Origin of the sequence: Streptomyces sp. CA-210063 (assembly GCF_024612015.1) — a bacterium.
GTDB lineage: Bacteria > Actinomycetota > Actinomycetes > Streptomycetales > Streptomycetaceae > Streptomyces.
Genome location: NZ_CP102512.1, coordinates 10,353,292 through 10,377,948 on the forward strand (window position 1 = coordinate 10,353,292; position 24,657 = coordinate 10,377,948).

The 24,657-nt window shown below is 71.1% G+C and carries 22 protein-coding genes; 10 read left to right on the top strand and 12 right to left on the bottom strand.

What is annotated here, in order from left to right; genetic code table 11:
* Positions 1-40 precede the first annotated feature (40 nt).
* Positions 41-418 carry an amidohydrolase family protein gene (locus JIX56_RS48250; protein ID WP_443032001.1) on the top strand — a complete coding sequence of 126 codons (378 nt, stop codon included), beginning with the start codon at positions 41-43 and terminating at the stop codon, positions 416-418.
* Here the strand turns inward: JIX56_RS48250 and JIX56_RS45105 are convergent.
* Positions 339-1,325, bottom strand: coding sequence for a TIGR01777 family oxidoreductase (locus JIX56_RS45105; protein ID WP_257549911.1), 987 nt, complete (start codon positions 1,323-1,325; stop codon positions 339-341). The genes JIX56_RS48250 and JIX56_RS45105 overlap by 80 nt on opposite strands.
* Positions 1,326-1,574: 249 nt before the next feature.
* Between JIX56_RS45105 and JIX56_RS45110 the strand changes: the two genes are divergently transcribed.
* Positions 1,575-3,161 (top strand): RICIN domain-containing protein, encoded by a 1,587-nt coding sequence (locus JIX56_RS45110; protein ID WP_257549913.1) that lies wholly within the window; start codon positions 1,575-1,577, stop codon positions 3,159-3,161.
* A gap of 208 nt (positions 3,162-3,369) precedes the next feature.
* Positions 3,370-3,912, top strand: a complete 543-nt coding sequence (locus tag JIX56_RS45115) for a GNAT family N-acetyltransferase (RefSeq protein WP_257551490.1) — start codon at positions 3,370-3,372, stop codon at positions 3,910-3,912.
* Between the two features lie 40 nt (positions 3,913-3,952).
* Here the strand turns inward: JIX56_RS45115 and JIX56_RS45120 are convergent, their stop codons facing one another.
* The 6 genes from JIX56_RS45120 to JIX56_RS45145 form a co-directional block, all read right to left on the bottom strand.
* The gene (locus JIX56_RS45120) at positions 3,953-4,813 is read right to left on the bottom strand and encodes a 3-hydroxybutyryl-CoA dehydrogenase (protein ID WP_257549915.1); all 861 of its coding nucleotides are present in this window, start codon (positions 4,811-4,813) and stop codon (positions 3,953-3,955) included.
* Between the two features lie 47 nt (positions 4,814-4,860).
* Complete coding sequence (gene icmF, locus JIX56_RS45125; protein ID WP_257549917.1) at positions 4,861-8,088, bottom strand: fused isobutyryl-CoA mutase/GTPase IcmF; 3,228 nt, start codon at positions 8,086-8,088, stop codon at positions 4,861-4,863.
* A gap of 83 nt (positions 8,089-8,171) precedes the next feature.
* Entirely contained in the window at positions 8,172-9,149 is a 978-nt protein-coding gene (locus tag JIX56_RS45130; RefSeq protein ID WP_257549919.1) for a PDR/VanB family oxidoreductase, read from the bottom strand.
* Between the two features lie 18 nt (positions 9,150-9,167).
* Positions 9,168-10,358, bottom strand: a complete 1,191-nt coding sequence (locus tag JIX56_RS45135) for an acetyl-CoA C-acyltransferase (RefSeq protein WP_257549921.1) — start codon at positions 10,356-10,358, stop codon at positions 9,168-9,170.
* A 30-nt stretch (positions 10,359-10,388) separates the two neighbouring features.
* Positions 10,389-10,994 carry a histidine phosphatase family protein gene (locus tag JIX56_RS45140; RefSeq protein ID WP_257549923.1) on the bottom strand — a complete coding sequence of 202 codons (606 nt, stop codon included), beginning with the start codon at positions 10,992-10,994 and terminating at the stop codon, positions 10,389-10,391.
* Between the two features lie 73 nt (positions 10,995-11,067).
* Complete coding sequence (locus JIX56_RS45145; protein ID WP_257549925.1) at positions 11,068-12,606, bottom strand: AMP-binding protein; 1,539 nt, start codon at positions 12,604-12,606, stop codon at positions 11,068-11,070.
* Positions 12,607-12,801: 195 nt separating this feature from the next.
* Between JIX56_RS45145 and JIX56_RS45150 the strand changes: the two genes are divergently transcribed.
* Genes JIX56_RS45150 through JIX56_RS45160 form a run of 3 tightly spaced genes read left to right on the top strand, consistent with a single transcriptional unit; the run spans position 12,802 to position 15,662 of the window.
* Entirely contained in the window at positions 12,802-14,040 is a 1,239-nt protein-coding gene (locus JIX56_RS45150) for an acyl-CoA dehydrogenase family protein (protein WP_257549927.1), read from the top strand.
* A gap of 56 nt (positions 14,041-14,096) precedes the next feature.
* On the top strand, positions 14,097-14,861 hold the full coding sequence (locus JIX56_RS45155) for an SDR family NAD(P)-dependent oxidoreductase (RefSeq protein ID WP_257549929.1): 765 nt from the start codon (positions 14,097-14,099) through the stop codon (positions 14,859-14,861).
* A gap of 3 nt (positions 14,862-14,864) precedes the next feature.
* The gene (locus tag JIX56_RS45160; RefSeq protein WP_257549931.1) at positions 14,865-15,662 is read left to right on the top strand and encodes a ThuA domain-containing protein; all 798 of its coding nucleotides are present in this window, start codon (positions 14,865-14,867) and stop codon (positions 15,660-15,662) included.
* 35 nt (positions 15,663-15,697) lie between these two features.
* Here JIX56_RS45160 and JIX56_RS45165 read toward each other — a convergent pair whose 3' ends face one another.
* The gene (locus JIX56_RS45165) at positions 15,698-16,741 is read right to left on the bottom strand and encodes an NAD(P)-dependent alcohol dehydrogenase (protein ID WP_257549933.1); all 1,044 of its coding nucleotides are present in this window, start codon (positions 16,739-16,741) and stop codon (positions 15,698-15,700) included.
* A gap of 372 nt (positions 16,742-17,113) precedes the next feature.
* Between JIX56_RS45165 and JIX56_RS45170 the strand changes: the two genes are divergently transcribed.
* Genes JIX56_RS45170 through JIX56_RS45185 form a run of 4 tightly spaced genes read left to right on the top strand, consistent with a single transcriptional unit; the run spans position 17,114 to position 20,110 of the window.
* Positions 17,114-18,517: an aromatic ring-hydroxylating oxygenase subunit alpha gene (locus JIX56_RS45170; protein WP_257549935.1), complete on the top strand. Its 1,404-nt coding sequence runs from the start codon at positions 17,114-17,116 to the stop codon at positions 18,515-18,517.
* A complete protein-coding gene (locus tag JIX56_RS45175; RefSeq protein WP_257549937.1) occupies positions 18,514-18,828 on the top strand; it encodes a (2Fe-2S)-binding protein in 315 nt (104 codons plus the stop codon). The genes JIX56_RS45170 and JIX56_RS45175 overlap by 4 nt, the downstream gene beginning before the upstream one ends.
* Before the next feature lie 6 nt (positions 18,829-18,834).
* Complete coding sequence (locus JIX56_RS45180; RefSeq protein WP_257549939.1) at positions 18,835-19,050, top strand: transposase; 216 nt, start codon at positions 18,835-18,837, stop codon at positions 19,048-19,050.
* 4 nt (positions 19,051-19,054) lie between these two features.
* Positions 19,055-20,110: an NADP-dependent oxidoreductase gene (locus JIX56_RS45185; RefSeq protein WP_257549941.1), complete on the top strand. Its 1,056-nt coding sequence runs from the start codon at positions 19,055-19,057 to the stop codon at positions 20,108-20,110.
* A 13-nt stretch (positions 20,111-20,123) separates the two neighbouring features.
* Here the strand turns inward: JIX56_RS45185 and JIX56_RS45190 are convergent, their stop codons facing one another.
* The 4 genes from JIX56_RS45190 to JIX56_RS45205 all read right to left on the bottom strand — a co-directional run bounded on the left by JIX56_RS45190 (position 20,124) and on the right by JIX56_RS45205 (position 24,616).
* Positions 20,124-21,104, bottom strand: a complete 981-nt coding sequence (locus JIX56_RS45190; RefSeq protein WP_257549943.1) for a glycosyltransferase family 2 protein — start codon at positions 21,102-21,104, stop codon at positions 20,124-20,126.
* A gap of 147 nt (positions 21,105-21,251) precedes the next feature.
* Complete coding sequence (locus JIX56_RS45195; RefSeq protein WP_257549945.1) at positions 21,252-21,629, bottom strand: hypothetical protein; 378 nt, start codon at positions 21,627-21,629, stop codon at positions 21,252-21,254.
* A 160-nt stretch (positions 21,630-21,789) separates the two neighbouring features.
* On the bottom strand, positions 21,790-24,168 hold the full coding sequence (locus JIX56_RS45200) for a glycosyltransferase (protein ID WP_257549947.1): 2,379 nt from the start codon (positions 24,166-24,168) through the stop codon (positions 21,790-21,792).
* Positions 24,169-24,301: 133 nt separating this feature from the next.
* Positions 24,302-24,616, bottom strand: coding sequence for a putative quinol monooxygenase (locus JIX56_RS45205; protein ID WP_257549949.1), 315 nt, complete (start codon positions 24,614-24,616; stop codon positions 24,302-24,304).
* Positions 24,617-24,657 lie beyond the last annotated feature (41 nt).

Consider the following 24,657-nt stretch of genomic DNA (forward strand, 5'->3'; position numbering starts at 1 on the left):
CTTCACCGAGGAACTCCCGGTCGACCTCACCCTCGCCGCCATGGACGCCGGCGGCGTCGACCTGTCGCTGCTGAGTGCCTGGTACGGCCCCGAAGGCGCGCTGATCTCCGACGACGAGGTCGCCGCGTTCGTCGCCCACGCCCCTGACCGCTTGGCCGGCGTCGCCTCCGTCGACCTGCGCAAGCCCATGGTGGCGGTGCGGGAACTGCGTCGCTGCGTACGGGAGTCGGGGTTCAAGGCGCTGCGGGTCGTGCCGTGGCCGTGGGGCCGGCCGTCGGACACACCGGTCCGCTGCGGACGTCGGAGACGGGACGCCCGATCCCGTACCTGGTGGTCGTCTACTGGGCGTGGCTGTTCGATCCGCGGGTCCGGCCCGATGCCGTGCGAGCCGGCCGGGCCTGCTGTACGAGGGAGGTAGCGGCGCCCTGCCACTCGGGATATGCGAAGGTGAACCCCGCCGTGCGCAGCCGGCCCGGCTCCACCCGGCGGCTCTTGAGCAGTAGTTCGGTGTCCGAGCGCAGGGCGAACGCCCCGAGCTCGGCCATCCAGCGCGTCGCCGGCAGTCCCACCGGGACGCCCCAGGCCGTGCGCAGCGCCCGCATGAAGTCGCGGTGCGGAAGGGGGCCGGGTGAGGCCAGGTTCACCGGCCCTTCGAGGTCGTCCCGGGCGATCAGGAACTCCACCGCTCGTACGAAGTCCTCGGCATGGATCCAGGAGACGTACTGGCCGCCGCCGGCCACCGGGCCGCCCAGCCCGCATCGCGTCAGCCGCGACAGCATGTCGAACACCCCGCCCCGGTCCGGGCTCATGACCATCGCCGCGCGCAGCGCCACCTTGCGGGTCGCGGGAGTCGGCGCCTGGGCCTGCGCCCGCTCCCAGTTCTCCGCGATCTCGACGCTGTACGCCCAGTAGTCCGGCACCCCGGGCTCAGAGCCGCCGATCACCCCGCTCGCCTCGTCGTGTGCGGCGTCGAAGCGGTGGGCGTAGATGGTCGCCGTACTCATCTGCAGCCAGACGCGCGGTGGCCGCGCGGCGGCGGCGATCGCCTCGCCGACCACCCGCGCCGAATCCACCCGGGAGTCCATCATGGCCCGCAGGTTCTCGGCGGTGTAACGGCAGGAAACACTGCGACCGGCCAGGTTGATCACGACATCGCAGCCGTCGATCGCCGCGGCCCAGCGGCCCAGCGTGGCCCCGTCCCAGCCGACGTCGTGCGCCCGCGCGGGACGCCGGGTCACCACGGTCACCTCATGACCCGCCGCCGTCAGCGCACGGTCGAGAATCGTGCCCACCTGTCCGGTACCCCCGGGCAGCACTACCTTCATCGAAACCCCCTCGGCTTCACTCGGCATCAGCGTACCCGTTATTTTTGAACGCGTTCAACTGGAATCGCCGGGGCGCGCGGGCAGGTCGACCACCTGTGGATCCGACATTCGCGCTCAGTGAACCGTGTAACCGTGCGAGACGTACTCCTGACCGATCCCGGCGTGATCGCGACCATCCGGCTCGGGCGTCCGGGCGCGGAACCGTGGGCGGCCGCATTCGTCGGTACGGAACAGGGAGGAGGAGAGCGCATGACGCCTGGAGAGGATCACGTCTCCGAGCAGGCCGAGCCCGGGGAGGAGCAACGGGGCGACGCAGCGGTCTCGGTCGAGGAACTGCTGACGCTGCATCGCCGATCCGTCCTGGAGTACGCGGCGCTGTGCACCGGGCCGATCCCGGGCGCCGCGAAGCGGCTCGCCGGTCAGGCCTTCCGGAACACCTACGGCGACGCGGCCTCGCATGCCGGCGCCGACTACCCGTGGCGGCCGCGGCTGCTCGCGGCGGTCCTGGAGGCTGCCCGGGGATGGAGTGCGGAGGACAGGCGCTCGTCCCTGCAACCGGACCTGTGGGACGACGGAACCGGTGACGGGCGGCGGACCAAGTCCGCCCCGGACCGCGGGAGCGGCGACCGGAGACTGGTCCTGCGCGCCTTACGGAACCTGCCGGACCGCGCCCAGGTACTGCTGTGGCACACCGAGGTCGAGGCCGAGGACCTCGAGATCGTGGCGTCCCTGCTCGGCGCCGAGCCCTCCCTGCTGAACCCCGAACACGCCCGCACCCTGCTGCGGTACGAGTGCGTGCGGGCCCACCTGGACCTCGCGCCCGACGAGCGCTGCCGCCGCCTCAACCGGCTCATCGACGTCCACGCCCGCCGCACCTGCGCCGAGACGATGGCGGAGGTACTCGAACACCTCGACCGCTGCGCCTACTGCGCGACGGCGGTGGACCAGCTGGACCAGTCCCCGGACCGGCTCCCCACCCTGCTCGCTGAGGCCGTACTGGGATTCCGCGCGGCGGACTACCTCGCGACCCGGACCGCCCGCCGGACGATCGATTCGGCCCACGCGCGTTCGGAGCCCGCCCCGCAGCCCGCGGGCGCCGAGGACCGGCGGACGGCTGCGGGTGACCCCGCACCGCGGCGGCGCCGGTGGCCGCTGCTCGTCGCCATGGGAGTGGTCCTGTGCGGGGTGATCGCGGCGACGCCCATGGCCCTCAGCGGGACCGATGACGACCGCGAGGCAGCGGGCGGTCCGACGCCCGGGCCGACCCGGAGCCCGTCCGACTCCGCCGCCCGACCGTCCGCCGTCACTCGGTCGCCCGGCGCCACTACCGCGCCCGGCGCCACTACCGCGCCCGGCGCGAGCGATGTCCTGGTCACGCGGCTGCGCAACGTGAGGACCGGGCTGTGCCTCGACCTGCGTGCTTCGGCGGAGGCGGAGGGTACGCCCGCGGTGACGGCGGAATGCGGGGGATCGGCGACCCAGATGTGGCGGTTGGAGGACGGGGGACGGCTGCGGAACCAGTCGGCCCCCGGGCTGTGTCTGAACGCCGAGCCGCAGGGCACGCTCGCCCTGCGGCCGTGTGCCGATGCGGAGGGCACGGACGGTGAGGAATCCCGCGACACGCGGTACGACCTGGCGGCCGATGGCCTGTTCACCCTCGTCGCGGAGCCCGGAGTGGCCCTGACACCCCTGCGCCGGGCCGAGGGATCGATCATCCTCCTGGAGCCCGTACCGCAGGACAGAGTTCGCAGGTCCCAGCGCTGGCGCACCGACGAGGCGTCCGACCGCACCGCCTCGCCGTCGCGGATCGGCCTGGAGTCTTCGGCCGCCGGATGACGGCCGCCATCAAGGCGAGGCCGTCGCCGAGCCGCCGGGACGAGCGACGGCCCTGCGCCGGAGGCGATGCTGTCGAATGGTCGTGAATGGAGGATCCGACCGGCCGTAATCGCCTCGCGCCCGAGCCGCCCCGCGATCTACCCTCGCGGCCATGACGTCACACGCTGCGCCCGAAGGCTCCCGCACCGCTCCCGGCGGTGCCGGGCCGGTGATCCGGCCAGAGACCGCTGACGATCACCGAGACGTGCGCGAGGTTCATACGCGCGCCTTCGGTGACGGCGAGCGGATTCCCGGGCTCGTGGAGGCACTTCGTGTCGCGGAGGCCCCGTTGGCGCCGATGTCCTTCGTCGCCACCGTCGATGACCGGGTCGTCGGGCATGTCCTGCTGAGCGCGGCACGGTTGGACGCTCCGCGCCGGATCGTGGACGTCCTGTCCCTGTCACCGCTGGGCGTGGTCCCGGAGTTCCAGCGTCAGGGCATCGGCACTCAGCTCATCGCGTACGCCCTCGCGGCGGCCGACAGCCAGGGTGTGCCGTTGGTGTTTCTGGAGGGTTCGCCGCACTACTACGGCACGCGCGGCTTCGAGGAAGCCGCCGCGGTGGGCTTCCGTCCACCGTCGCTGCGCATTCCCGAAGCCGCGTTCCAGGTCGCCCGACTGTCCGCTCACGAGCCGTGGATGACGGGCACCTTCGTCTACTCGGAGGTCTTTTGGGCCTTCGACTGCGTGGGCCTGCGCGACCCCGACGCCTGAGGGGGACCGACCACGGGCAGAAGATCGTGCACCGCCTTGTTCAGGCGTCGTAGGTGTGGAAGCCGCGGCCGCTCTTGCGGCCGAGGTGGCCTGCGGCGACCATGCGGCGCAGCAGCGCGGGCGGCGCGTACAGCGGCTCCTTGAACTCCTCGTACATCGACTCGGCCACGGCCTGGGCGGTGTCGAGGCCGATGAGGTCGAGCAGGCGCAACGGCCCCATGGGGTGGGCGCATCCGAGTTCCATGCCCCGGTCGATGTCCTCCGGCCGCGCGGAGCCCGACTCCACCATCCGTACCGCGCTGAGCAGGTAGGGCACGAGGAGGGCGTTGACGACGAAGCCGGAACGGTCGGGCGCCTGGATGGCCTGTTTGCCCAACTGCTCGGCGAAGCCGCGGGTGCGCAGCACGGTGTCCGCGCCGGTGAGCAGGGTGGGTATGAGCTCGACCAGCCGCTGCACGGGCACGGGGTTGAAGAAGTGCATGCCGATGACCTGCGCGGGCCGCTCGGTGACGACGGCGAGATCGACGATGGGGATCGAGGAGGTGTTGGTGGCCAGGACCGCCGAAGGGTCTTCGACCGCCTTGTCCAGCGTGCGCAGCACCTCGGTCTTGATGTCGCGGTTCTCGGCGACGGCCTCGATGACGAACTGGCGGTCGGCCATGTCGCTGAGGTCATGGGTGAAGGAAAGCCTGGCGAGGGCCTGGTCCCGCTGATCCTCGCCGAGCTTCCCGCGCCGTACGCCTCGGTCGAGGGAGGCGGTGATCCGGCGGCGGCCCGCCTCGACCGCGTCCGGTGTGGCTTCGGCGACGCGGACGTCGATACCGCTGCGGGCGGCGACTTCGGCGATGCCGGAGCCCATGAGGCCGCATCCGACGACGCCGAGACGGGTAACGGGATGCATCTGAGGTCCTTTTCGATGAGTCGCTGCGGGGTGGTTCCGGGGCCGGGTCAGACGTTGCGGCGGTACTGGCCGCCCACCTCGAAGAAGGCCTCGGTGATCTGCTGAAGTGAGCAGACCCGGGTCGCGTCCATGAGGACGGCGAAGACATTGCGGCCGCTCGTCGCCGCGTCTTTGAGAGCGGCCAGGGCGTGGTGGGCCTCGTCGCGGTGGTGCGTCCGGAAGGCCCGCACACGCTCCAGCTGGGACTGCTTCTCCGCCTCGGTGGCCCGGGCGAGTTCCAGCTCCGGGGGCCGGCTGTCGCCGCCGGGGCGGAGGAAGGTGTTGACGCCGATGATGGGCAGTGTGCCGTCGTGCTTGCGCTGCTCGTACAGCATCGACTCGTCCTGGATACGGCCCCGCTGGTAGCCGGTCTCCATCGCGCCCAGTACACCACCGCGCTCGCTGATGCGCTCGAACTCCTTCAGGACGGCCTCCTCCACCAGGTCCGTGAGTTCGTCGATGACGAACGAGCCCTGGAGGGGGTTCTCGTTCATCGCCAGGCCCCACTCGCGGTTGATGACGAGCTGGATCGCCAGCGCCCGCCGTACCGACTCCTCGGACGGGGTGGTGACGGCCTCGTCGTAGGCGTTGGTGTGCAGCGAGTTGGCGTTGTCGTAGATGGCCGTGAGGGCCTGGAGGGTGGTGCGGATGTCGTTGAAGTCCATCTCCTGGGCGTGCAGGGAGCGTCCGGAGGTCTGGACGTGGTACTTCAGCTTCTGACTGCGTTCGCCCGCCCCGTACTTCTCCTTCATCGCGACGGCCCAGATACGGCGGGCGACCCGGCCGAGGACGGAGTACTCGGGGTCCATGCCGTTGGAGAAGAAGAACGACAGGTTCGGGGCGAAGTCGTCGATGCGCATGCCCCGGGCCAGGTAGGCCTCGACGTAGGTGAAGCCGTTGGCGAGGGTGAAGGCGAGCTGGCTGATGGGGTTCGCGCCCGCTTCGGCGATGTGGTAGCCGGAGATGGACACGGAGTAGAAGTTGCGGACCTTGTGCTCGATGAACCACTCCTGGATGTCGGCCATCATCCGCAGGGAGAACTCGGTGGAGAACAGGCAGGTGTTCTGCCCCTGGTCCTCCTTGAGGATGTCGGCCTGCACGGTGCCGCGCACGTTCGCGAGCGCGTGCGCCCGCAGTTCGGCCGCCTCCTCCGGCGAGGGGTCACGGCCCTCGGCGGCTCGGAACCCTTCCGTCTGCTGGTCGATGGCGGTGTTGAGGAAGAACGCCAGGACGGTCGGAGCGGGTCCGTTGATGGTCATGGAGACCGAGGTGGTGGGCGAGATCAGGTCGAAGCCGTCGTAGAGCGCCTTCATGTCCGCCTGCGTGGCCACCGACACCCCGGACGTGCCGACCTTGCCGTAGATGTCGGGGCGTTCGTCCGGGTCCCGGCCGTAGAGCGTGACCGAGTCGAAGGCGGTGGACAGGCGGGTGGCCGGCTGGCCCTCGGAGAGCAGCTTGAAGCGCCGGTTCGTACGGAACGGATCGCCCTCACCGGCGAACATCCGCGCCGGGTCCTCGCCGTCGCGCTTGAAGGGGAACACCCCGGCCGTGAAGGGGAAGTGGCCGGGCAGGTTCTCCCCGCGCCAGAACCGCACCAGCTCCCCGTGGTCGGTGAAACGGGGCAGGGCGACGCGCGGGACCTTGTTGCCGGACAGGGACTCGCGGGTCAGCCTGGTACGGATCTCCTTGTCCCGGACCTTCACCACCTGCTCGTCTCCGGAGTAGGAGGCGATGACGGCGGGCCAGTTCTCGATCCGCTCCGTGATGTGGTGCGGGAGCTGCTTGCGGGCGTCATCGAGCAGCGACCGCACGTTCGTCGCGTCGGAGTCGGCCGCGACGAGTTCGGCGCCGACCGCCTCCAGGCGTTGTACCCGCCTTGCCGCCTCGGCCAGTCGGCCGGTCTCCGCGTGGTAGGCGCGGACGGTGTCGGTGATCTCGGCGAGGTAGCGCACCCGGTCCGCGGGCACCACCTGCCGAATGCCGGAGGAGTGGCGCACGTCGACCGGTGCCAGCGCACCCTCGGACAGCGGCAGCCCCCTCTCCGCCAGGCTCATCCGCAGGTGCTGGTAGAGCGCGGTGACACCGTCGTCGTTGAAGGTCGCCGCCGAGGTGCCGTACACCGGCATGTCCTCGGGCCGCTTGTCGAACGCCTCGCGGTTACGGACCAGTTGGCGGCCCACGTCGCGCAGCGCGTCCTTGGCGCCGCGCCGCTCGAACTTGTTGATCGCCACGACGTCGGCGAAGTCGAGCATGTCGATCTTCTCCAACTGGGAGGCGGCGCCGAACTCCGGTGTCATCACGTACAGAGAGGTGTCGACGAACGGCACGATCGCCGCGTCACCCTGACCGATGCCCGGTGTCTCCACGACCACCAGGTCGAATCCGGCGGCCTTGACCACGTCGATGACATCGGACAGGTGCTCGGGCAGCTCGTGGCCGCCACGGGTGGCCAGGCTCCGGAAGAAGACCCGGTTCCCGTCGAGGGAGTTCATACGGATCCGGTCACCGAGCAGCGCCCCGCCGCCGCGGCGGCGGGTCGGGTCGACCGCGATCACCGCGATACGCAGCTTGTCCTGCTGGTCGACGCGGAAGCGGCGCACCAGTTCGTCGGTGAGTGAGGACTTCCCGGAGCCGCCGGTGCCGGTGATGCCGAGCACCGGCACGACCCGTGCCGTGGAGGCGGCACGCAGCTGCTCCAGGAGATCCGGGGGCAGCTTGCCCAGCTCCGCGCCGGTGATCGCGCGCGCGATCGCGAACCGGTCACCGGCCAGCACGGCGGCCGCGTCGGCCGGCCTGTCGTCCCAGAGGTCGAAGTCGCAGTCCTTCACCACCGAGTTGACCATCCCGGCGAGGCCCATCCGCTGGCCGTCCTCGGGGGAGAAGATGGTCACCCCGCTGTCACGCAGCCGGGCGATCTCCTCGGGCACGATGACGCCGCCTCCGCCGCCCACCACGCGGATGTGCCGCGCCCCCTGTGCGCGCAACGACTCGACCAGGTACTCGAAGTACTCGACGTGTCCGCCCTGGTACGACGAGACGGCGACACCGTGTGCGTCCTCCTCCAGCGCCGCGTCCACGACCTCACGCACCGACCGGTTGTGTCCCAGGTGGATCACCTCGGCGCCCTGGGACTGGAAGATGCGCCGCATGATGTTGATCGACGCGTCGTGCCCGTCGAACAGAGCCGAAGCCGTGACCAGACGGACAGGATGCACGGGGCGGTGCGGATCGCTCATGGGGGCCTTCCCGGGCAGGGCGGGGGTACTGCTGACGGAAGAGATACTAGGACGTCCTAGTAAATTACTCGAAGTGATCGCCGTCACAGATCGAGGACCAGGCGAGGCCCGCACGAGCGGGAGACGCAGATGAGCATGGTGTCACCGGCGGCCCGCTCCTCCTCGGTCAGCAGGGAGTCACGGTGGTCGGGCCTGCCGTCGAGTACGTCGGTCTCGCAGGTTCCGCACGTGCCTTCCCGGCAGGAGAAGTCGACCGCGACGCCGGCCTCCTCCACGGTTTCGAGCACCGAACGGTCCGGCGGCACGGTGAGGGTGAGCCCGGATCGGGCGAGCTCCAGCTCGAAGGCCCCGGTCGGGCCCGGTTCGGCCGTCCGTACCGGGGCGAACCGTTCGAAGCCCAGCGTGCCGGGCGGCCAGCCCGCGCACTGCTCCCGCACCGCCTGCAGCAGGGGTTCGGGACCGCAGGCATGCACCAGGGTGCCCTCCTCCGGTACGCCGAGGTGGGCCGCGAGGTCCAGCAGGCCGTACTCGTCCTGCGGACGGATGAGTACCCGGTCCCCGTACGGGGCGAGACGGTCCAGGAACGCCATGGAGGTGCGGGTGCGGCCGCCGTACAGCAGACGCCAGTCGGTCCCCGCGGCCTCGGCGGCCTCCACCATGGGAAGGATGGGCGTGATACCGACGCCGCCGGCGATGAACAGATGGCGTGCGGCGGGCCGCAGCGGGAAGTTGTTCCGCGGTCCGCGGACCCGCACGGTGGCGCCTTCGCGCAGATGGTCGTGGACGTACGCGGAGCCGCCGCGGCCCTGCGGCTCGCGCAGCACGGCGATCTGCCACGCCCCGCCTTCGGCCGGGTCTCCGCACAGGGAGTACTGACGGATCAGAGTGCCCTCGCCGCCGTCTTCCCCGTCCAGGAGTACGTCGATGTGGGCGCCCGGCGTCCAGGCGGGGAGCGTCCCGCCGTCGGGGCGGCGCAGAGCGAGGGAGACGACGCCGTCGGCGGCGAGGGCACGGGTCGCCACGACAAGAGCCGTGTCGACCGAGGTCAGTTGGACGTTCATGATGGTTCGTCTCCGGGTTCAGTCCTGGGTCGGCACATGCAGCAACAGCGCGTCGCCCTGGCCGCCGCCCCCGCACAGGGCCGCTGCGCCGCTGCCGCCGCCGCGCCGCCGCAGTTCCGCCGCGAGAGTCAGCACCAGCCGGGCCCCGGTCATGCCGACCGGGTGCCCGAGCGCGATCGCTCCGCCGTTGACGTTCACCCTGTCCAGCGGGATGTCCAGCTCCCGCACGGAAGCCAGGGCCACTCCCGCGAACGCCTCGTTGATCTCGAACAGGTCCAGGTCGGCGGCCTTCAACCGGCCGTCCCGGGACAGGGCGTCACGGACCGCGCCGGCCGGCTGGACGAGCAGCGAGGGGTCGGGGCCCGCGACGGTGCCGTAGGCGCCGATCTCGGCGAGCGGGGTCAGGCCCTCGCGCCGGGCGCGCTCCGCGCTCATCACGACGACGGCCGCGGCGCCGTCCGAGAGCTGTGAGGAGTTGCCGGCGGTGATGGTGCCCGCGCCGGAGAACGCCGGCTTCAGGCGCCCCAGGCTCTCGGCGGTGCTTCCCGGCCGTACGCCCTCGTCGGTGTCCACCACCGTCTCGCCCCGGCGTCCCGCCACGGTGACGGGGGCGATCTCCCCGGTCAGCGCGCCCGACTCCTGCGCCCGGGCGGCCCGTTGATGGGACAGCGCGCTGTACTCGTCCTGTTCCTCCCGGGTCAGGGCGAACGGCTCCTGGTGGCGCTCGGTGGCCGCGCCCATGGAGACGCCGTCGAAGGCGCAGACGAGGGCGTCGCGGTCGAGGGCGTCCTCCGCCGCGGCCGAACCGTACTTCCAGCCGGTGCGAGCCCCGCGCAGCAGATGCGGGGCGCCCGACATGGACTCCATGCCACCGGCGACGACCACCTCATGACGGCCGGAGGCGATCATGAGGTCGGCCAGGGCGATGGCGTGCAGACCGGACAGACAGAGCTTGTTGACGGTGCTCGCGGGGACGGAGAAGGGGATGCCGGCGCGGACCGCGGCCTGCCGTGCCGGGTTGGGCCCGGCCCCGGCCTGCACGACATGACCCATGACGACGGCTTCCACGGCCGCCGGGTCCAGGCGGACGGCGGCCAGTGCCGCGCCGATGGAGTGGGCGCCGAGGTCGACCGCGGACACGGTGCTCAGGGCACCCATCAGCTTGCCGATGGGGGTTCTCGCTCCGGCGACGATGACGGATCCGGGCATGGCCGGGACCTCCTGGGAAGTGGGACGGGGTCAGACGACCGCGTCGACGGCACGTTCGGCGATCATGTGGGCCGTCTCGTTCACGGAGTGCGGAACGATCCGGCCGCCGGGCATGCGCCGCACCCGGCTGACGGACGTGTAGTCGGGGTGGAACCAGAACATCGTGGGCAGGCCGAGCACCGTCGCCAGATAGGTGTTGGTGATGCCGCCGTGGCAGACGGCCGCGACCCGCCCGCCGGGATGGGCGTCGAGGATGGTGTCCATGGCCCGCACGGCACGCGCGCGAAAGGCGTCCCAGTCCAGGTCGGGCACGAAGTCCTCGTAGCGTCCCTCGGCGAGCGCCGCCGCCCGGGGATCGTCCGCGCCGATCTGCTCCGGTGGCGTGTAGGGCTGAGACACGTCGGTGTCCCACTCGCGCAGATCGTCGAGGACGGTGGCCGTCATGCCGGTGAGCCGTTCCAGGGGCGCCACGGTCTCGCGGGCACGCTGGAACGGGCTTACGTACAGGGCGTCGAGGCCCTCGTGCACGAGCCAGGCGGCGAGACGCTCGGCCTGAGCCGTGCCCTCCGGCGACAGCCCCGGGTCGAACACGCCCGCCAGGGGAAGACCGTGCCGGATGAGGAGGAGTTCGGTCATGGATGATCCTTCGTGCGCGGGAAGGCAGGGGCGGGAAGGCGGGAAGGCGGGAGAGGGGGGAGGGCGGGGCGGCTCAGCCGGCGATGGTCCGCTCCGAGCCCCAGTAGGGGCGGCGCATCGCGCGCTTGTCGAGCTTGCCCATCGCGTTGCGCAGGAGCTCGGGAACGAACTCGTACGTCTTCGGGCACTTGTGGGTGGCGAGGCGCTCGCGGCAGAACCGGTCCAGGTCATCGGCCGGCGGCTCGTCCCCCGAGGCCACGACCAGCGCCCGCAGGGACTCGCCGAAGTCCGGGTCGGGCACGCCGATGACCGCGACCTCGGCGACCGCCGGGTGCTGCCGCAGTACGGCCTCGCTCTCGGCCGGGTAGAGGTTGACCCCGCCGGAGACCACGACGTCCGCGGCCCGGTCGGTGATGAAGATGTAGCCGTCTCCGTCGACGTAGCCGATGTCGCCGAGCGTGAAGACGCCGGGGGAGAGATAGGCGGACTTGGTCTTGTCCGGGTCCGCGTGGTAGCGGACGCCCTGGTCGTCGGGTGCCCGGAAGGCCAGCAGTCCGTGGTCGCCGGGCGGCAGTCGCCGGCCGTCGTTATCGGTGACCAGGACCTCGAACGGGGGCCGGACACGCCCGACCGAGCCCGGATGGGCCAGCCACTCGTCGCTGCTGATGCGGGCCACGGTGCCCGCTTCGCTGGCGCCGTACGACTCGGTCAGCACCGGACCGAACCAGTCGATCATGGCCCGCTTCACGTCCGGCGGACACGCGGAGCCGGTGTGGGAGATCTGCCGCAGGCTGGAGACGTCGTACCGGGCGCGGACCTCCTCGGGGAGGGCGAGCAGCCGTTGGAAGTGGGTGGGCACCATCACCGTCGAGGAGACCTGCCACGTCTCCACTCGGCTGAGGAACGTCTCCCCGTCGTACCGGCCGAGGACGACCACCGGCTGACCGGCCGCCAGGTGCCGCAGCGAGGTCAGCGGCGCGTTGTGCTGGAGAGGACCGCACACCAGATGCGGCCCCGGCGGGAATCCGGGCCGGGCGGACATCGCCGCGAGGTAGGCGGAGCTGTCGGCGACCGGGCCGCTCACCCAGCGCACCTCGGTGCCGCGCGCCCGTCCGGTCGTTCCCGAGGTGTAGACGAGCGGAGGCCGGGCGGGCCGGTCCGTCGGGAGCGTGCGGCCGGCGGGCGCGGCCGTCAGCCACAGGTCCCAGTCGAAGGCGTGTCCGGCCGCCGGGGTTCCGTGCGTCACCAGCGGAAGGCCCAGTTCCCGGGCCGCGTCGAGGGCGGCACCCGCGCCGGCGGGTCCGGCGATGATCCCGGTCACGCCCGCGTCGATGATCTGGTCGATGAGCTCGCCCGACGTGAGGTTCCGGGACGTGGCCACGGTGCCCACTCCGGCACGCAGGCCGGCCAGATGGGCCACGAGCGTCGGGATCGCGTTGTCCCCGAGGACGGCGACCCGGTCGTCGGGGCCGGGCGCGAACTCCAGCAGCCGTACCGCCGCCCGCGCCACCTGGGCGGCGAGGCCGGACCAGGACAGCACGCCCAGGTCGTCCGCCAGGGCGGGCTCATCGGGTGTCTCCTGGGCGCGACGGTCGAGTGGCAGCAGCGACATGGCTCCTCCGGCGGCTCCGCGGTCCTCTCCCGATTCGAGGGGAGAGGGGATGCGGAGACTGTAGCGTTTATCAAGAAAGTACGGAACACTCGGATCCCAAGTGAAGGCATACCCGCAAGCTCGAAGGTTCGGGGAGGCGCACTTGCCCATCACTGTTACTGAATCTTCCATCTGGTAAGTGCTTGAGGAGGAGCCATGTCCCAGCCCGATCCGGAAGCATGGCGCACGCAGGTCCGGCAGTGGCTGGCCACCGTGCTCGAACCGGCGCGGGCGCCGGAGTCCGTCGGAGAGGCAGCCGACCTCGCCGTGTTCCACAACCTCCCCGAGGACGAGGAACGCCTGCTGCTCGACCGCTGCCGCGCCTACCAGCGGGCCCGCTTCGACGCCGGCTACCAGGCACTGACCCTCCCCGCGGACAAGGGCGGCGCGGGCCTGACCGCTGCCCATGTGGCGGCCTTCGCCGAGGAGGAGTCCGCCTTCGAGGTGCCGCCGTCCACCGAGCTCATCAGCGTCACCGTGCGCCTGGTCGCGATGGCCGTCTCCCTGTTCGGGACGCCCGAGCAACTCCACGACCACGCACGCCCGTTCCTGCGCACCGATCTGCTGGCCTGCCAGCTCTTCAGCGAGCCCGGTGCCGGATCCGACCTCGCGGCCCTGCGCACCCGCGCCCGCCGCGAGGGCGAGGACTGGGTGATCGACGGTCAGAAGGTGTGGACCTCGGGCGCCCAGTTCGCCGACTACGGTCTGCTGCTCGCCCGCACCGACCCGGACGTCGTCAAACAGGCCGGCATCACCGCCTTCCTGGTCCCGATGGACGCCACCGGAGTGGAGGTGCGCCCCATCCGTCAGATGAGCGGCGGCGCCTCCTTCAACGAGGTCTTCCTCAGCGGCGTACGCGTCCCTGACCGGCTCCGGATCGGGCGCCCGGGCCAGGGCTGGGAGGTCGCCACCACCACCCTCGCCTTCGAGCGGACGGCCTCCGGCAGCGGCAACCGCCGCAAGGGCGGCACCTTCTCGGACGTGCTCGCCCTCGCCCGCTCCCTCGACCGCACCTCGGACCCGCTGGTCCGTCAGCGCCTCGCCGACCTGTACGTACGGGCCGCCCTGCGCGCGGCCACCGTGGACCGCGTCGCCAGGACGAGCGCCGCCGGCGGCCGGCCGGGTCCCGAGGCGTCGTTGACCAAGCTCATGGCCTCCGACCTGCTCACCCGCACGGGACAGGTCGCCGCCGAGCTGATGGGGGCGCGGATCAGCGCCGACACCGGGGAACCGGGCACGTTCGCCTGGACCCAGCATCTGCTCGGCGCCCCCGGCTACCGGCTGGCCGGAGGCACCGATCAGATCCAGCGCAACCTGATCGGCGAGCGCGTGCTCAAACTGCTGCCGGAGCCGCGGGCGGACCGGGCGCCGTTCTCGCAGCTCTCCGGCGACTGAAGGACACAACCCCGCGGCAGCGGGACCGTTTCGGCAATCACAAAGGAGTGACATCGATGGATCTGGGACTGACAGGCGCGAAGGCGCTGGTGACCGGGGCGAGCCGGGGAATCGGCCGGGCGATCGCCGCGACCCTGGCGGCCGAGGGCTGCGCGCTGGCGCTGTGCGCCCGGGGCGAGGAGGGGCTCGCCAAGGCCGCCGCCGAACTGCGCGGTGAGGGGGCCACCGTGTTCGCGGAGCCGGTCGACGTCACCGACCCGGCCGCCCTCGCGGGCTTCGTGGAGCGGGCGGCCGCTGAACTCGGCGGCCTGGACCTGCTGGTGTCCAACGTGTCGGCGGGCAATGTGAAGGGCTCCGAGTCGTGGGAGGCCAGCCTGCGCGGTGACCTGATCCCGTTCGCGGGACTCGTCGAGGCGGCCCTGCCGCATCTGGAGGCCTCCGACCGGGCCGCCGTCGTGGCCATCGGCACCACCAACGCCTCCGACACCGCGCGCCCGGCCGGAGCGAACTCCTACTCCGCGCTCAAGGCGGCCGTCGTCCAGCACGCCTCGGCCCTCGCGCACTCCCTCGCGCCGAAGGGCATCCGCGTCAACACCGTCTCACCCGGCCCGATCGACTTCCCCGGCGGCGCCTGGGAGACCATCCGCACCAGCCGCCCGGAGGTGTACGAGGAGGTCCTCGCCAAGCTGCCGATCGGCCGCTACGGCACCGCGGAGGACGTGGCCGCGGCGGTGGCGTTCCTGCTCGGGCGGACCGGCTCCTTCTGTGTCGGGGTCAACCTCGTGGTGGACGGCGGGCTGCTCACCCGCGTCCAGTACTGAGCCGTGGCGGGCCCGGCCGGCCGCCTGGACGCCGTACTGGTCTGCGGCGGCCGGTGGCACGACGTCGACCACGCGCGGCTGCGGCTGCTGGAGCTGCTCGGTGAGCATCCCCGGCTGCGCACCACGGTGTACCAGGACTACGACTGCGTGGCCGCCCTCGACAAGGCCGACCTGCTGGTCACCTACACCTGCGACGTCCGGCCCCGCCCGGCGCAGCGGGCCGCGCTGGCCCGGTTCGTCGAGCGGGGCGGGCGCTGGCTCGCCCTGCACGGCACCAACGCGGTGATCGAGCCGTCCACGGACGGCGGGCCGCGGGTCTTCACGACTCCGCGGCTCCTCGGGGAACTGGCTCAGGTGCTCGGCAGCCAGTTCCTGGCCCACCCGCCGATCGAGCCGTACGAGGTACGGGTGACCCGGCCCGAGCATCCACTGGTCGCCGGGATCGGGCCGTTCACGGTCACCGACGAGCTGTACGTGTGCGAGCTGCACGGGGAGCTGGAGGTGCTGCTGCACGCCGAGTACACGGGGCCGTGCCGCGGTTTCGCCGAGGGCGACACGGCGGCCCTCGACGACGCGCCCCGACCGGTGCTGTATCTCAAGCGGCACGGCCTCGGCGAGGTCTGCTACTTCACCCTCGGCCACTGCCGGGGCCGGTACGACATCCAGGACCTCGGCGTGGACGACACCGGGCGCGTGGACGGGGGGCCGTGGGAGACACCGGAGTTCCTGACGGTGCTCCGGCGCTGCGTGCGGCGTGCGGTGGGCGGGCGAGATCCGGCAGAGGAGCGGGCCGGCGCCTGAGCGAGGCTCGGGCGCCGGCCCGCACGGTTCGCGGCTCAGGCGTGCGGCAGCACCACCGCGCGGCCGCTGATCTCCCCGGCGTGCAGACGCTCGTACGCCTCGGGTGCCTGTTCCAGCGTGAAGGTCTCGACGTGGGAGGACACGAGACCCTGCCGTGCGAGTTCCAGGACCTCCATGAGCTCCGTCCGGCTGCCCCAGTACGGGAAGGAGGCCGACACCTCGAACGGCAGCCCGCCCCCGAAGCCGACGGCCAGCGTGCCCCCGCCGAGGCCGACGACGGTGACATCGCCCTCCACCGCCACCGACGCGGCGGCCACGGCCAAAGTCGCCTCGGCCCCGACGAAGTCCAGGACGACCTCCGCGCCCGTACCGCCGGTGAGTTCCCGGATCCGCGCGGCCGCCTCGCCGTCGGAGAGCAGCGCCTCGTGCGCGCCCACCTTGGCCGCGAGCTCCAGCTTCTCCTTGCTCACGTCGAGGGCGACCACCCGGGCCGGGGTCAGCGCACGCAACAGCTGCACGGCGAGATGCCCCAGACCGCCGACGCCGATCACCACCGCCGTGCTGCCGGGCAGCAGCTTCGGCAGCGACCTGCTGATCGCGTGATACGGGGTCAGCCCGGCGTCGGTGAGGGGCGCGGCCTGCACGGGGTCGACTCCGTGCAGCGGAACCAGGTGGCGAGGAGAGTCCACCAGCATGTACTCCGCCAGGGCGCCGGGCCGGCCGAGCCCCGGCGGCAGGATGCCGAGCCCGGCGGCGTGCGGACAGCAGTTCTCCTTGCCCTCGGCGCACTTGTGGCAGCGCCCGCAGCCCCACGGGCCGTACACCGCCACCGCCGCGCCCTCCGCCAGGGCGGCGACACCGGCGCCCACCGCCGCCACCGTGCCGACACCCTCGTGACCGAGGGTCATCGGCAGTACGTAGGGGAACTGCTCCTCGGGCCAGCCCATCACCGCCAGATCGGAGTGGCAGAGCCCCGCCGCCGTCACCTTCAACAGAACCTGACCCGGGCCGGGCTCGGGCACCGGCACCTCCACGACCTCGGGGGCGTGCCCCACTCGCCGGTACTGAACAGCCTTCATTCTCAGACCTCCTTGCTGGTAGTGATATCCGGCCGAGGCCCCGGCCGGCGGCACGGAAGGGCGGGCAGGGCGATCAGCCACCCGTGAGGACCAACGCCACGATGAGGACCGCGTCGGCGAACAGACGTGCCCAGGCGTTGGAGCGGCCCGTCCAGAGACGGAGAAACTTTTGAGGAACTACAGCCTCAAGTGGGTCGGAGTGTGACATGCCGCAGCGGGCTTGGGGAGAGGTTCTCCGTAGGAAACTCCAGGGTCGCGGTTGAACTCCATGGTGGGAACGGAAGCCGCGAGGGTCGTTCACCGGCGTGAGTGTTGCTCCGTGCCGCAACTGGTAACTACACTCACTCTAAAGTTTCTGCCGGAGGAGAGATGATGGACGAAACGTCGGAGCCGGCCACTGCGCGGTGCCCCGGGCCCAGCGTCCAGGACTACCTCGACCAGGACAGCCGCCCCGTTCCCCCCGCCCTGAGGTACGAGCGCAACGACTACCTCGGCAGCGAGGACATCGACACCGCCCGCTTCACCTCCCGCGAGTGGGCCGAACGCGAGATGCGGCAGGTCTGGCGGCGCGTCTGGCAGTTCGCCTGCCTGGAGAGCGAGATCCCCGAAGTCGGCGACCACGAGATCTACGAGATCGGCGACGACTCCCTCATCGTCGTGCGCACGGCCCCCGACGAGATCCGCGCCTACGTCAACGTCTGCCTCCACCGCGGCCGCAAACTGCGCACCGGCGGCGGCAACGTCAGCGAGTTCCGCTGCTCGTTCCACGGCTTCGCCTGGAACCTCGACGGCACCATGCGGACCCCGCCCTGCGCCTGGGACTTCCCGCACGTCACCCCCGAGAAGTTCGCCCTCCCCGAGGCCCAGGTGGCCACTTGGCGCGGCTTCGTCTTCATCAACATGGACCCGTACGCCGAGTCCTTCGACAGCTACCGCGGCACCTTCGACGACTACTACATCTGGCCGCTGGAGAAGCGTTACAAGTCGCTGCACATCGGCAAGGTGCTGCCCTGCAACTGGAAGATCGCGCAGGACGCGTTCATCGAGTCCTTCCATGTGATCGCCACACACCCGCAGATGTTGCCGTGGCTCGCCGACGCCAACTCGCAGTACGACGTCATGGCGGACCAGCCGAACTGGAACCGGATGATCAACATCCAGGGCGCGCCCAGCCCCCACGTGGCGGACTCCGTCACGGAGGAGGACGTCCTGGAGACCTTCTACGACTCGCGGTCGTTCTACGCCGCCGCCCAGGGCCGTGATCTGGTGATGCAGGAGGGTGACGAACTGCCGGCGATCCCTCCCGGCGGCACCGCCCGCCAGGTCCTCGCCGCGCGGATGCGCGAGCAACTGGCGGCCACCTCGCAGCAGGACTTCTCGGAGACCCCCGACACCGAACTGCTGGACGCCATCAACTACTTGCTGTTCCCGAATTTCAACCCCTGGGGCGGCGCCAAGTCGAACATCATCTACCGGTTCCGGCCCCACGGCCTCGACCCCGACTCCTGCACCGCCGAGATCATCTTCATGTCGTCCCCGAAGCACGGCGAGACACCGCCCCCGGCGAAGATCCGCTGGGTGCCCGAGGACATGCTCTTCGCCGACATCCCCGAACTCGGCGTGCTCGGACCCGTCTTCGACCAGGACTGCGAGAACCTGCCCTACGTCCAGCAGGGCCTGAAGGCGATGCGCAAGCCGGGCATCACCCTGGCCAACTACCAGGAGAGCCGCATCCGGCACTTCAACCGGACGCTCGACCACTGGATGGACAAGTGACCCACCGGGTGGCGGTCATGCCCTCCGGCGTCGAGCTCGAAGTCCTCGACGGCGAGGACCTGTTCACCGCCGCCGAGCGGCTCGGCTACCGCTGGCCCACCGTCTGCGGCGGCAAGGGCACCTGCCGTACCTGCTTCGTCCAGGTCGAGGACGGCGCCGAGAACTGTTCCCCGGTGGGCCCGCTGGAGCGCGAGGGCATCGAGTCCCTGCGCAGGCCGGTGGACGGCCTGACCCGGCTCGCCTGCCGGCTCCGGGTCGAGGGCCCGGTGACCGTGACCAAGCGCGGCGTGCGCCGCCGAGTGCAGGAGTGAGGCCCCATGTCCAAGCAAGTGATCCACCCGCTGACCGGGCATGTGTACCGGCTCACCGAGGACGGACTCGTCGAGGTGACCGATCCCGGGACAGGGGCGCAGGGCGTCTTCGACTTCCAGGCCCGGTGGCAGTCGGGCGAACTGCGCCACGCCGACCTCCAGATGGCCGGCTGGGTCGGCCGTCTCGCCCGGCGGCGTACGACCCCGCAGCCGGAGGAGTGACTCCGTGACACCTCGTAGCACCCGGGTGGTCTGTCTGGTGCGCCGACCCGAGGGAGAACCGCTCCCCGGTGACTTCGCCGTCGAGGAACGCCCGCTGCCGCCCCTGCGGGAGGGGCAACTGCTCGTCCGCAACCTCTACATGAGCGTCGACCCGTCCATGCGCGGGCGCCTGGAGAGCACCGAGAAGCACTACACGCACAACTTCACCCCGGGCTCGCCGCTCGACGGCCGTGCCCTCGGCGTCGTGGAGGAGAGCCGCTGTGTCTCGGTGCGGTCAGGCACGTACGTACGCCACCAACTGGGCTGGCGGGAATGGGCCGTGCTGGACGCGGCGGACACCGACGGCGCCGGTCGCATCGACCCGGGACTCGCCCCGCTGCCCACTTGGCTGGGCCTGCTCGGCCAGACCGGATTCACCGCGTACGTCGGTCTGACCCGGATCGCCGCACTGCGCCCCGGAGACACCGTCTTCGTGTCGGCGGCGGCCGGCGCCGTGGGCAGTGCCGCCGGCCAGTTCGCGCGCATGCTGGGCGCGGACCGCGTCGTCGGGACCGCCGGAGGGCCGGACAAGTGCGCCCTGCTGGTGAAGGAGTTCGGCTACGACGCCGCCGCGGACTACCGGGCCGAGCCGGTGCGTGAGGCACTGGCCCGGCTTGCGCCCGAAGGCGTCGACGTCTATTTCGACAACGTGGGCGGGGAGCAACTCGCCGCCGCGCTGCACGCGTTGCGCACGGACGGCCGTGTCGCACTGTGCGGCATGATGTCGCAGTTCGGAGGCGACCGTGGGCCCGCCGACATCAATCACCTGATCCAGGCGGTCCTCAAACGACTGACCCTGCGCGGCTTCATCGTCCGCGATCACGAGGACCTGCGCCCGGAGTTCGAGGACCGGGTCTCCGGCTGGCTGCGCTCGGGCGGGGTGGTCGCCCGCGAGACGGTCGTGGACGGCCTGGACAACGCGGCGCAGGCCCTGTTGTCCTTGCTGTCCGGCGGCAACACCGGCAAGATGCTGGTCCGGCTGGCACCGGACCCGTACGGCCGTACGTCGGCCGCCGGATGAGCCGGCCACCGCGTCAGACGGCGGACACCGTCGCCGGGGCGGGAGCCTTCTCGGGAACGGGCGGATCGGCGGCGCCGTCGCGAGCGGCCAGTGCCTTCTCCAGCCGCTGGATGTGGTAGTACTGCACCCGCGCGGTGCGCTGCAGGGCCATGACGGCGGTCAGGAACTGGTCCATCTCGGCAGCCCTGGTGAGGATGTCGTCGGGCACCTGCTCGTCCCGCAGACAGGCTTCGGCGTCCTTGCTGAGCACGGCCTGCGCCCAGCCCCGGGTGACCGGCTTGAACAGGCTCGGATGCCTGGCCACGATCCGCGCCCGGATGGCCAGGTCGTTCTCGGCGGCTTCCAGATGCAGTCCGGTGTCCTTGTTGCGTGCCCCGAACAGCGGCTCATGGATGTGGTGGGCGTCGAAGCCGTGCTCGACGCAGCCGATCCAGAAGTCCCAGTCCTCTCCGGCCCGCATGCTCTCGTCGTACCCGCCCACGGTCTGCCACACCTCACGTCGGTACAGCGAGCAGTAGAACATGATCAGTCGCTGGAGCATCAGCTCTCTGCTGTAGGCGGGGAGGGGCATCGCCTGCGGGGGCAGATCGTCGTCGGTGAAGGTGAACACATCGGTTGAGGCGATGGCGATGCCGGGGTTGGCGTCCAGGACCGCGACGGTCTTCTCCAGCATCGTGGGAGCGATCACGTCGTCGGCGTCCAGCGGAAGGATGTAGCGGCCGGTGGCGGCCTCGATCCCGGTGTTGCGCGCGGCGGAGACGCCGGCGTTGGCCTGCTGGAGCAGCCTGACGCGCCGGTCGGGATGGCGGTCGATCAGGGACTGGACCACCTCGACGGTGTTGTCGGTGCTGCCGTCGTCCACGATGACGAGCTCCCAGTCCTGGAAGGTCTGGGCAAGCACGCTGGAATGGGCCTCGGGCAGATAGCGGGCGTAGTCATGGCAGGGGATGACCACCGAGACCACAGGGGCGGAACCGTCGGGACTGTGAGGCATGCGCGGTCTTTCGCTTCGACAACGGGAGGGCGGTGGGACGGGAGCCGGGAGGACGCGGGTCGCGACGGTGGCCGGACGCGGTGTGCCCGGGCGCGGGGCCCCGAATCCCTTCGAGGGCCACGCCCGAGCAGACCGCTGGACCATGCGTCAGCTGTGCTGACTCTGATCCTCGTAGTGGTGGTCGTCCCCGTGCTCGTGGTGGTCGCCCTCGTGCTCGTAGTGGTCGCGTCCGTGCTCGTGCTCGTCCCGGCAGTAGCCGTAGTCGGTGATGGTGACGTTGCCGATCGGCGTGCAGCAGTAGCCGTAGTCGGTGATGGTCACGTTGCCGATCGGCGTGCAGGGGATCCCGGACCCGGGGGTGAGGCTGGCCTCGCCGTCTATGGGCTGCCCTTGGTATCCGTACGTCGCGGACGCCGTCAGCGTGTCCGGACCGATGGCGGCGTAGGCCGCCTCCGCGGTGCCGAGCAGTCCGGCGGTGGCCAGTGCCGCGGGGAGGGCCAGGGAAGTGATGACACGGGCTTTCACGGTGGTGCCTTTCTGGAGGGGATGGGGAACTGCCCCGAATCGCCGGAAACCTCCTCGGCGAGGCAGTGGAACCACCGTAAATTTGCTCACTTAATGTGTCAAAACGAACACTCACGGTGAGTGAGGCGGTGGGGTCGATGCCCGTCGGGCACCCCGCCGGTCAGGAAAGGGCCACGGCTTCGGTGCGCGCCGGTTCCGCTGCGGCATGGTGCGGATGCACCACTTCCAGATCCGGCAGCGCCCAGCAGGCGGTGCCCATGTCCTGGGCCATCGCGGCCAGCCCCTCGGTCTCGATGAGGTGCCGGTAGGGGAAGGACGGGAAGGCGAGGCCGTCGCGGTGCAGGTCGGCACGCACCAGCAACACGGTGCCGCCGACCGAGTCGACGCGGACCAGTCCCCGCCCGCGCAGCTCGTCGAGGTACATCCGGCCGAAGCCCTTGGGAGGCTGAAGGATGCCGTCGCGAAGCCACTGAGTCCAGTTCAGCGCACCGGATCCGGGCCTGAGGGCGAAGGTGTTGAGGTCGTACGTGGGCCCACCGGGTGCGGTGGCGCAGTGCGGGACGACGATGTCCTTGCGCGCGCCGAGCAGGCGTTGGACGAGGTCCCTCGGGTACTCCGTGACGTCGACGTCGAGCCACAGCACCCACTCCTCGTCGATCAGTGCCCGGGAGAGAAGGTGGTTGCGCACCTTGGCCAGCACCGACCGGCGCCGGCGCTGGATGCCGGGCTCCCAACGGGGACCGGCCGACTGGAGGCCGAAATCGCGGTGTACGAGCGTCACCCGCCGGAACTCCGCCTCGAGGTCCGGCAGGACCTGCCGGAGGAGTTCAGGCGTCGAGTCCCCGCTGTCGCCCTCCAGCAGGCCCAGTGAGATCGCCTCCCGCGGATAGTCCAGGGCGCGAAGGCGGTCCAGGTAGACGGGCAGGAACGCGGCCGCGTCCTTGACAGGGGTGAGCACCAGCACCGAGGGCCGCTCCTCGGCCGGCGCCGGTGCGGGCTCGGGGGCCGCCCGCGGTTTCCGCTCGCGGGTTCCGGCGGCGTCGGCACCGGTCTCGGCGTGGGCGATGTCCGCCGGCCGGAGCGGCAGCCGGGTCGCCATGGCCAGCAGCCGCTCGGCGTAGGCACCGGGTTCGGCCCAGATCTGGGTCGCCACCTCGAAGTGCTCCGCGAAATGCGACTCGTCGAACGTGTTGCTCCCGTGGCACACGTATGTGTACAGCTCGGGCGCGTCGACGGAAACGACCCGGCAGCTGCGGACCACCTCTTCCGCCACCGGGGTGTCCTCGCCCCGGCGCTGCGCCGGGTAGCGCGGGAGCCGGTCCTTCGCGCACACCATCGACCCTTCCCAGACCCGCGCACAGGAGATCGCGAGCCGGCGGCGGGCGGGCCACCACAACCGCTCACGGGCGAGGAAGCAGGCCTCGGCGTCGAGCGCGAGAATCGCCGCCATCTGCGTCTCGACCCGCTCCGGGTCATACAGGTCGTCGTCGTCCCACTGGCATACGTAGGGGCCGGTGGCCCGGTCCACCGCCTCGTTGCGCAGTTCCCCCAGAGTCCGTCCCTCCGGGGGGAGCCGGTGATGGCGGATCCGCGGGTCGTCCAGATCGAGGATGTGCCGCTCGAGGACGTCATCGGTGCCGTCCTCCACCACGACCAGCTCGAGGTTCGAGTAGGTCTGGGCGCGGAAGCACCTGATCGCACGCTGCGCCGTCGCCGACCGGTCCTTGGTCACCATCAGGCATGACACCGTCGGCGCGGGCGCGCCCGCGATCCAGCGGCGGCGCTGCGCCTCCACGTTGAGCAGGCCGTCGGCGACCGGTTGCAGTTCCTGGCTGACCCAGAACGGGAACCGTGTGCCCGGGGAGAGCCGCGGCGGGGCCGGGGTGTCGCACGCCCAGCTGCCCGACCAGTGGTGCACGGCGCTCGCACGGTCGTAGTCCGCTTCCTGCGGGCCGAACAGCTCTGTCGCGTACGGGCTCACTTCGGGGTACAGGACCTCAGGGGCGAGAACCGTGACCGAGTCCGGCTCCGGGGCGTTGTCGATCGCTCGGGTGAGGAAGAACGGGCCTGTCGCGTCGAGGGTGTTGGACTGCCTGTGGGCGCCGACCAGTTGCCGGTGCACATGGGCCCAGAACGGGTGGCCCGCCCGTGACGCGATGAACGCGTTGCCGACGATGCGGGCGAAGCCGCGCCGGCGGGCGAGCAGCAGCCGTGTGTGCGCCTCGGGTTCGCAGCCGAGGACGAGTTCCCGCCCGTCAAGGATTCCGTCGACCGGTTTCAGGCACTCGAAGTCCAGATCGACGTAGACCCCGCCGAAATGGTCGAGCAGGAAATAGCGGATCGCGTCGGCCCGCATGATCGCTTCGGGGTAGCCGTCGTACACCGGCAGGAACCAGGGGTAGTGCTCCTGGAGGAATGCGCGGTTGTCCGCGTCGGTCCACAACCGGTACCCCCAGCCGGGGTGGTGCAGCCTCCAGGACTCGGACCACTTCTGCCATGCCGGCGGGAGATCCGAGTCCTTCCACGTCTGGTGGATCAAGGGGGGAATTGTCTTTTGTTCAGGCATTCACGCAGTATGTCCGGCTGCTCGGCCGATGGGTGTTCCCGTGAGGGCCGTCGGTGGAGCATTCACCCGGGAGGCCCACGTCCTGGAAGCGCGGCGGATGACGGACTCAGCGCATGGGCCGTGCCCCGGTGACGCCGAACGCGTCCAACGAGACCCCCACCCGGGTCAGTTCGGCCACCGCGGTCCGGAAGTCCTTGATGTGCGCGGTGGTGAAGTGCTCGTCGAGGGCCTGCTGGGAGGCCCAGCGCTCGTACACCCGGATGCGCCGCTCGTCGGTGGGATCGGCGGTCATCGCGTAGTCCAGACAGCCGGGCTCCTCCGCACGGGTACGGTGGCCCAGCTCGACGAGGTGGCCCAGCATCGTGTCGCGGTCGCCGGGCTCGTAGTCCATCCAGCCGGCGACGATGACTTCCTCTGCCACGGTGCTCCTTTCGTGGTCGTGCCCGCGGGCCCGTCGAGCGG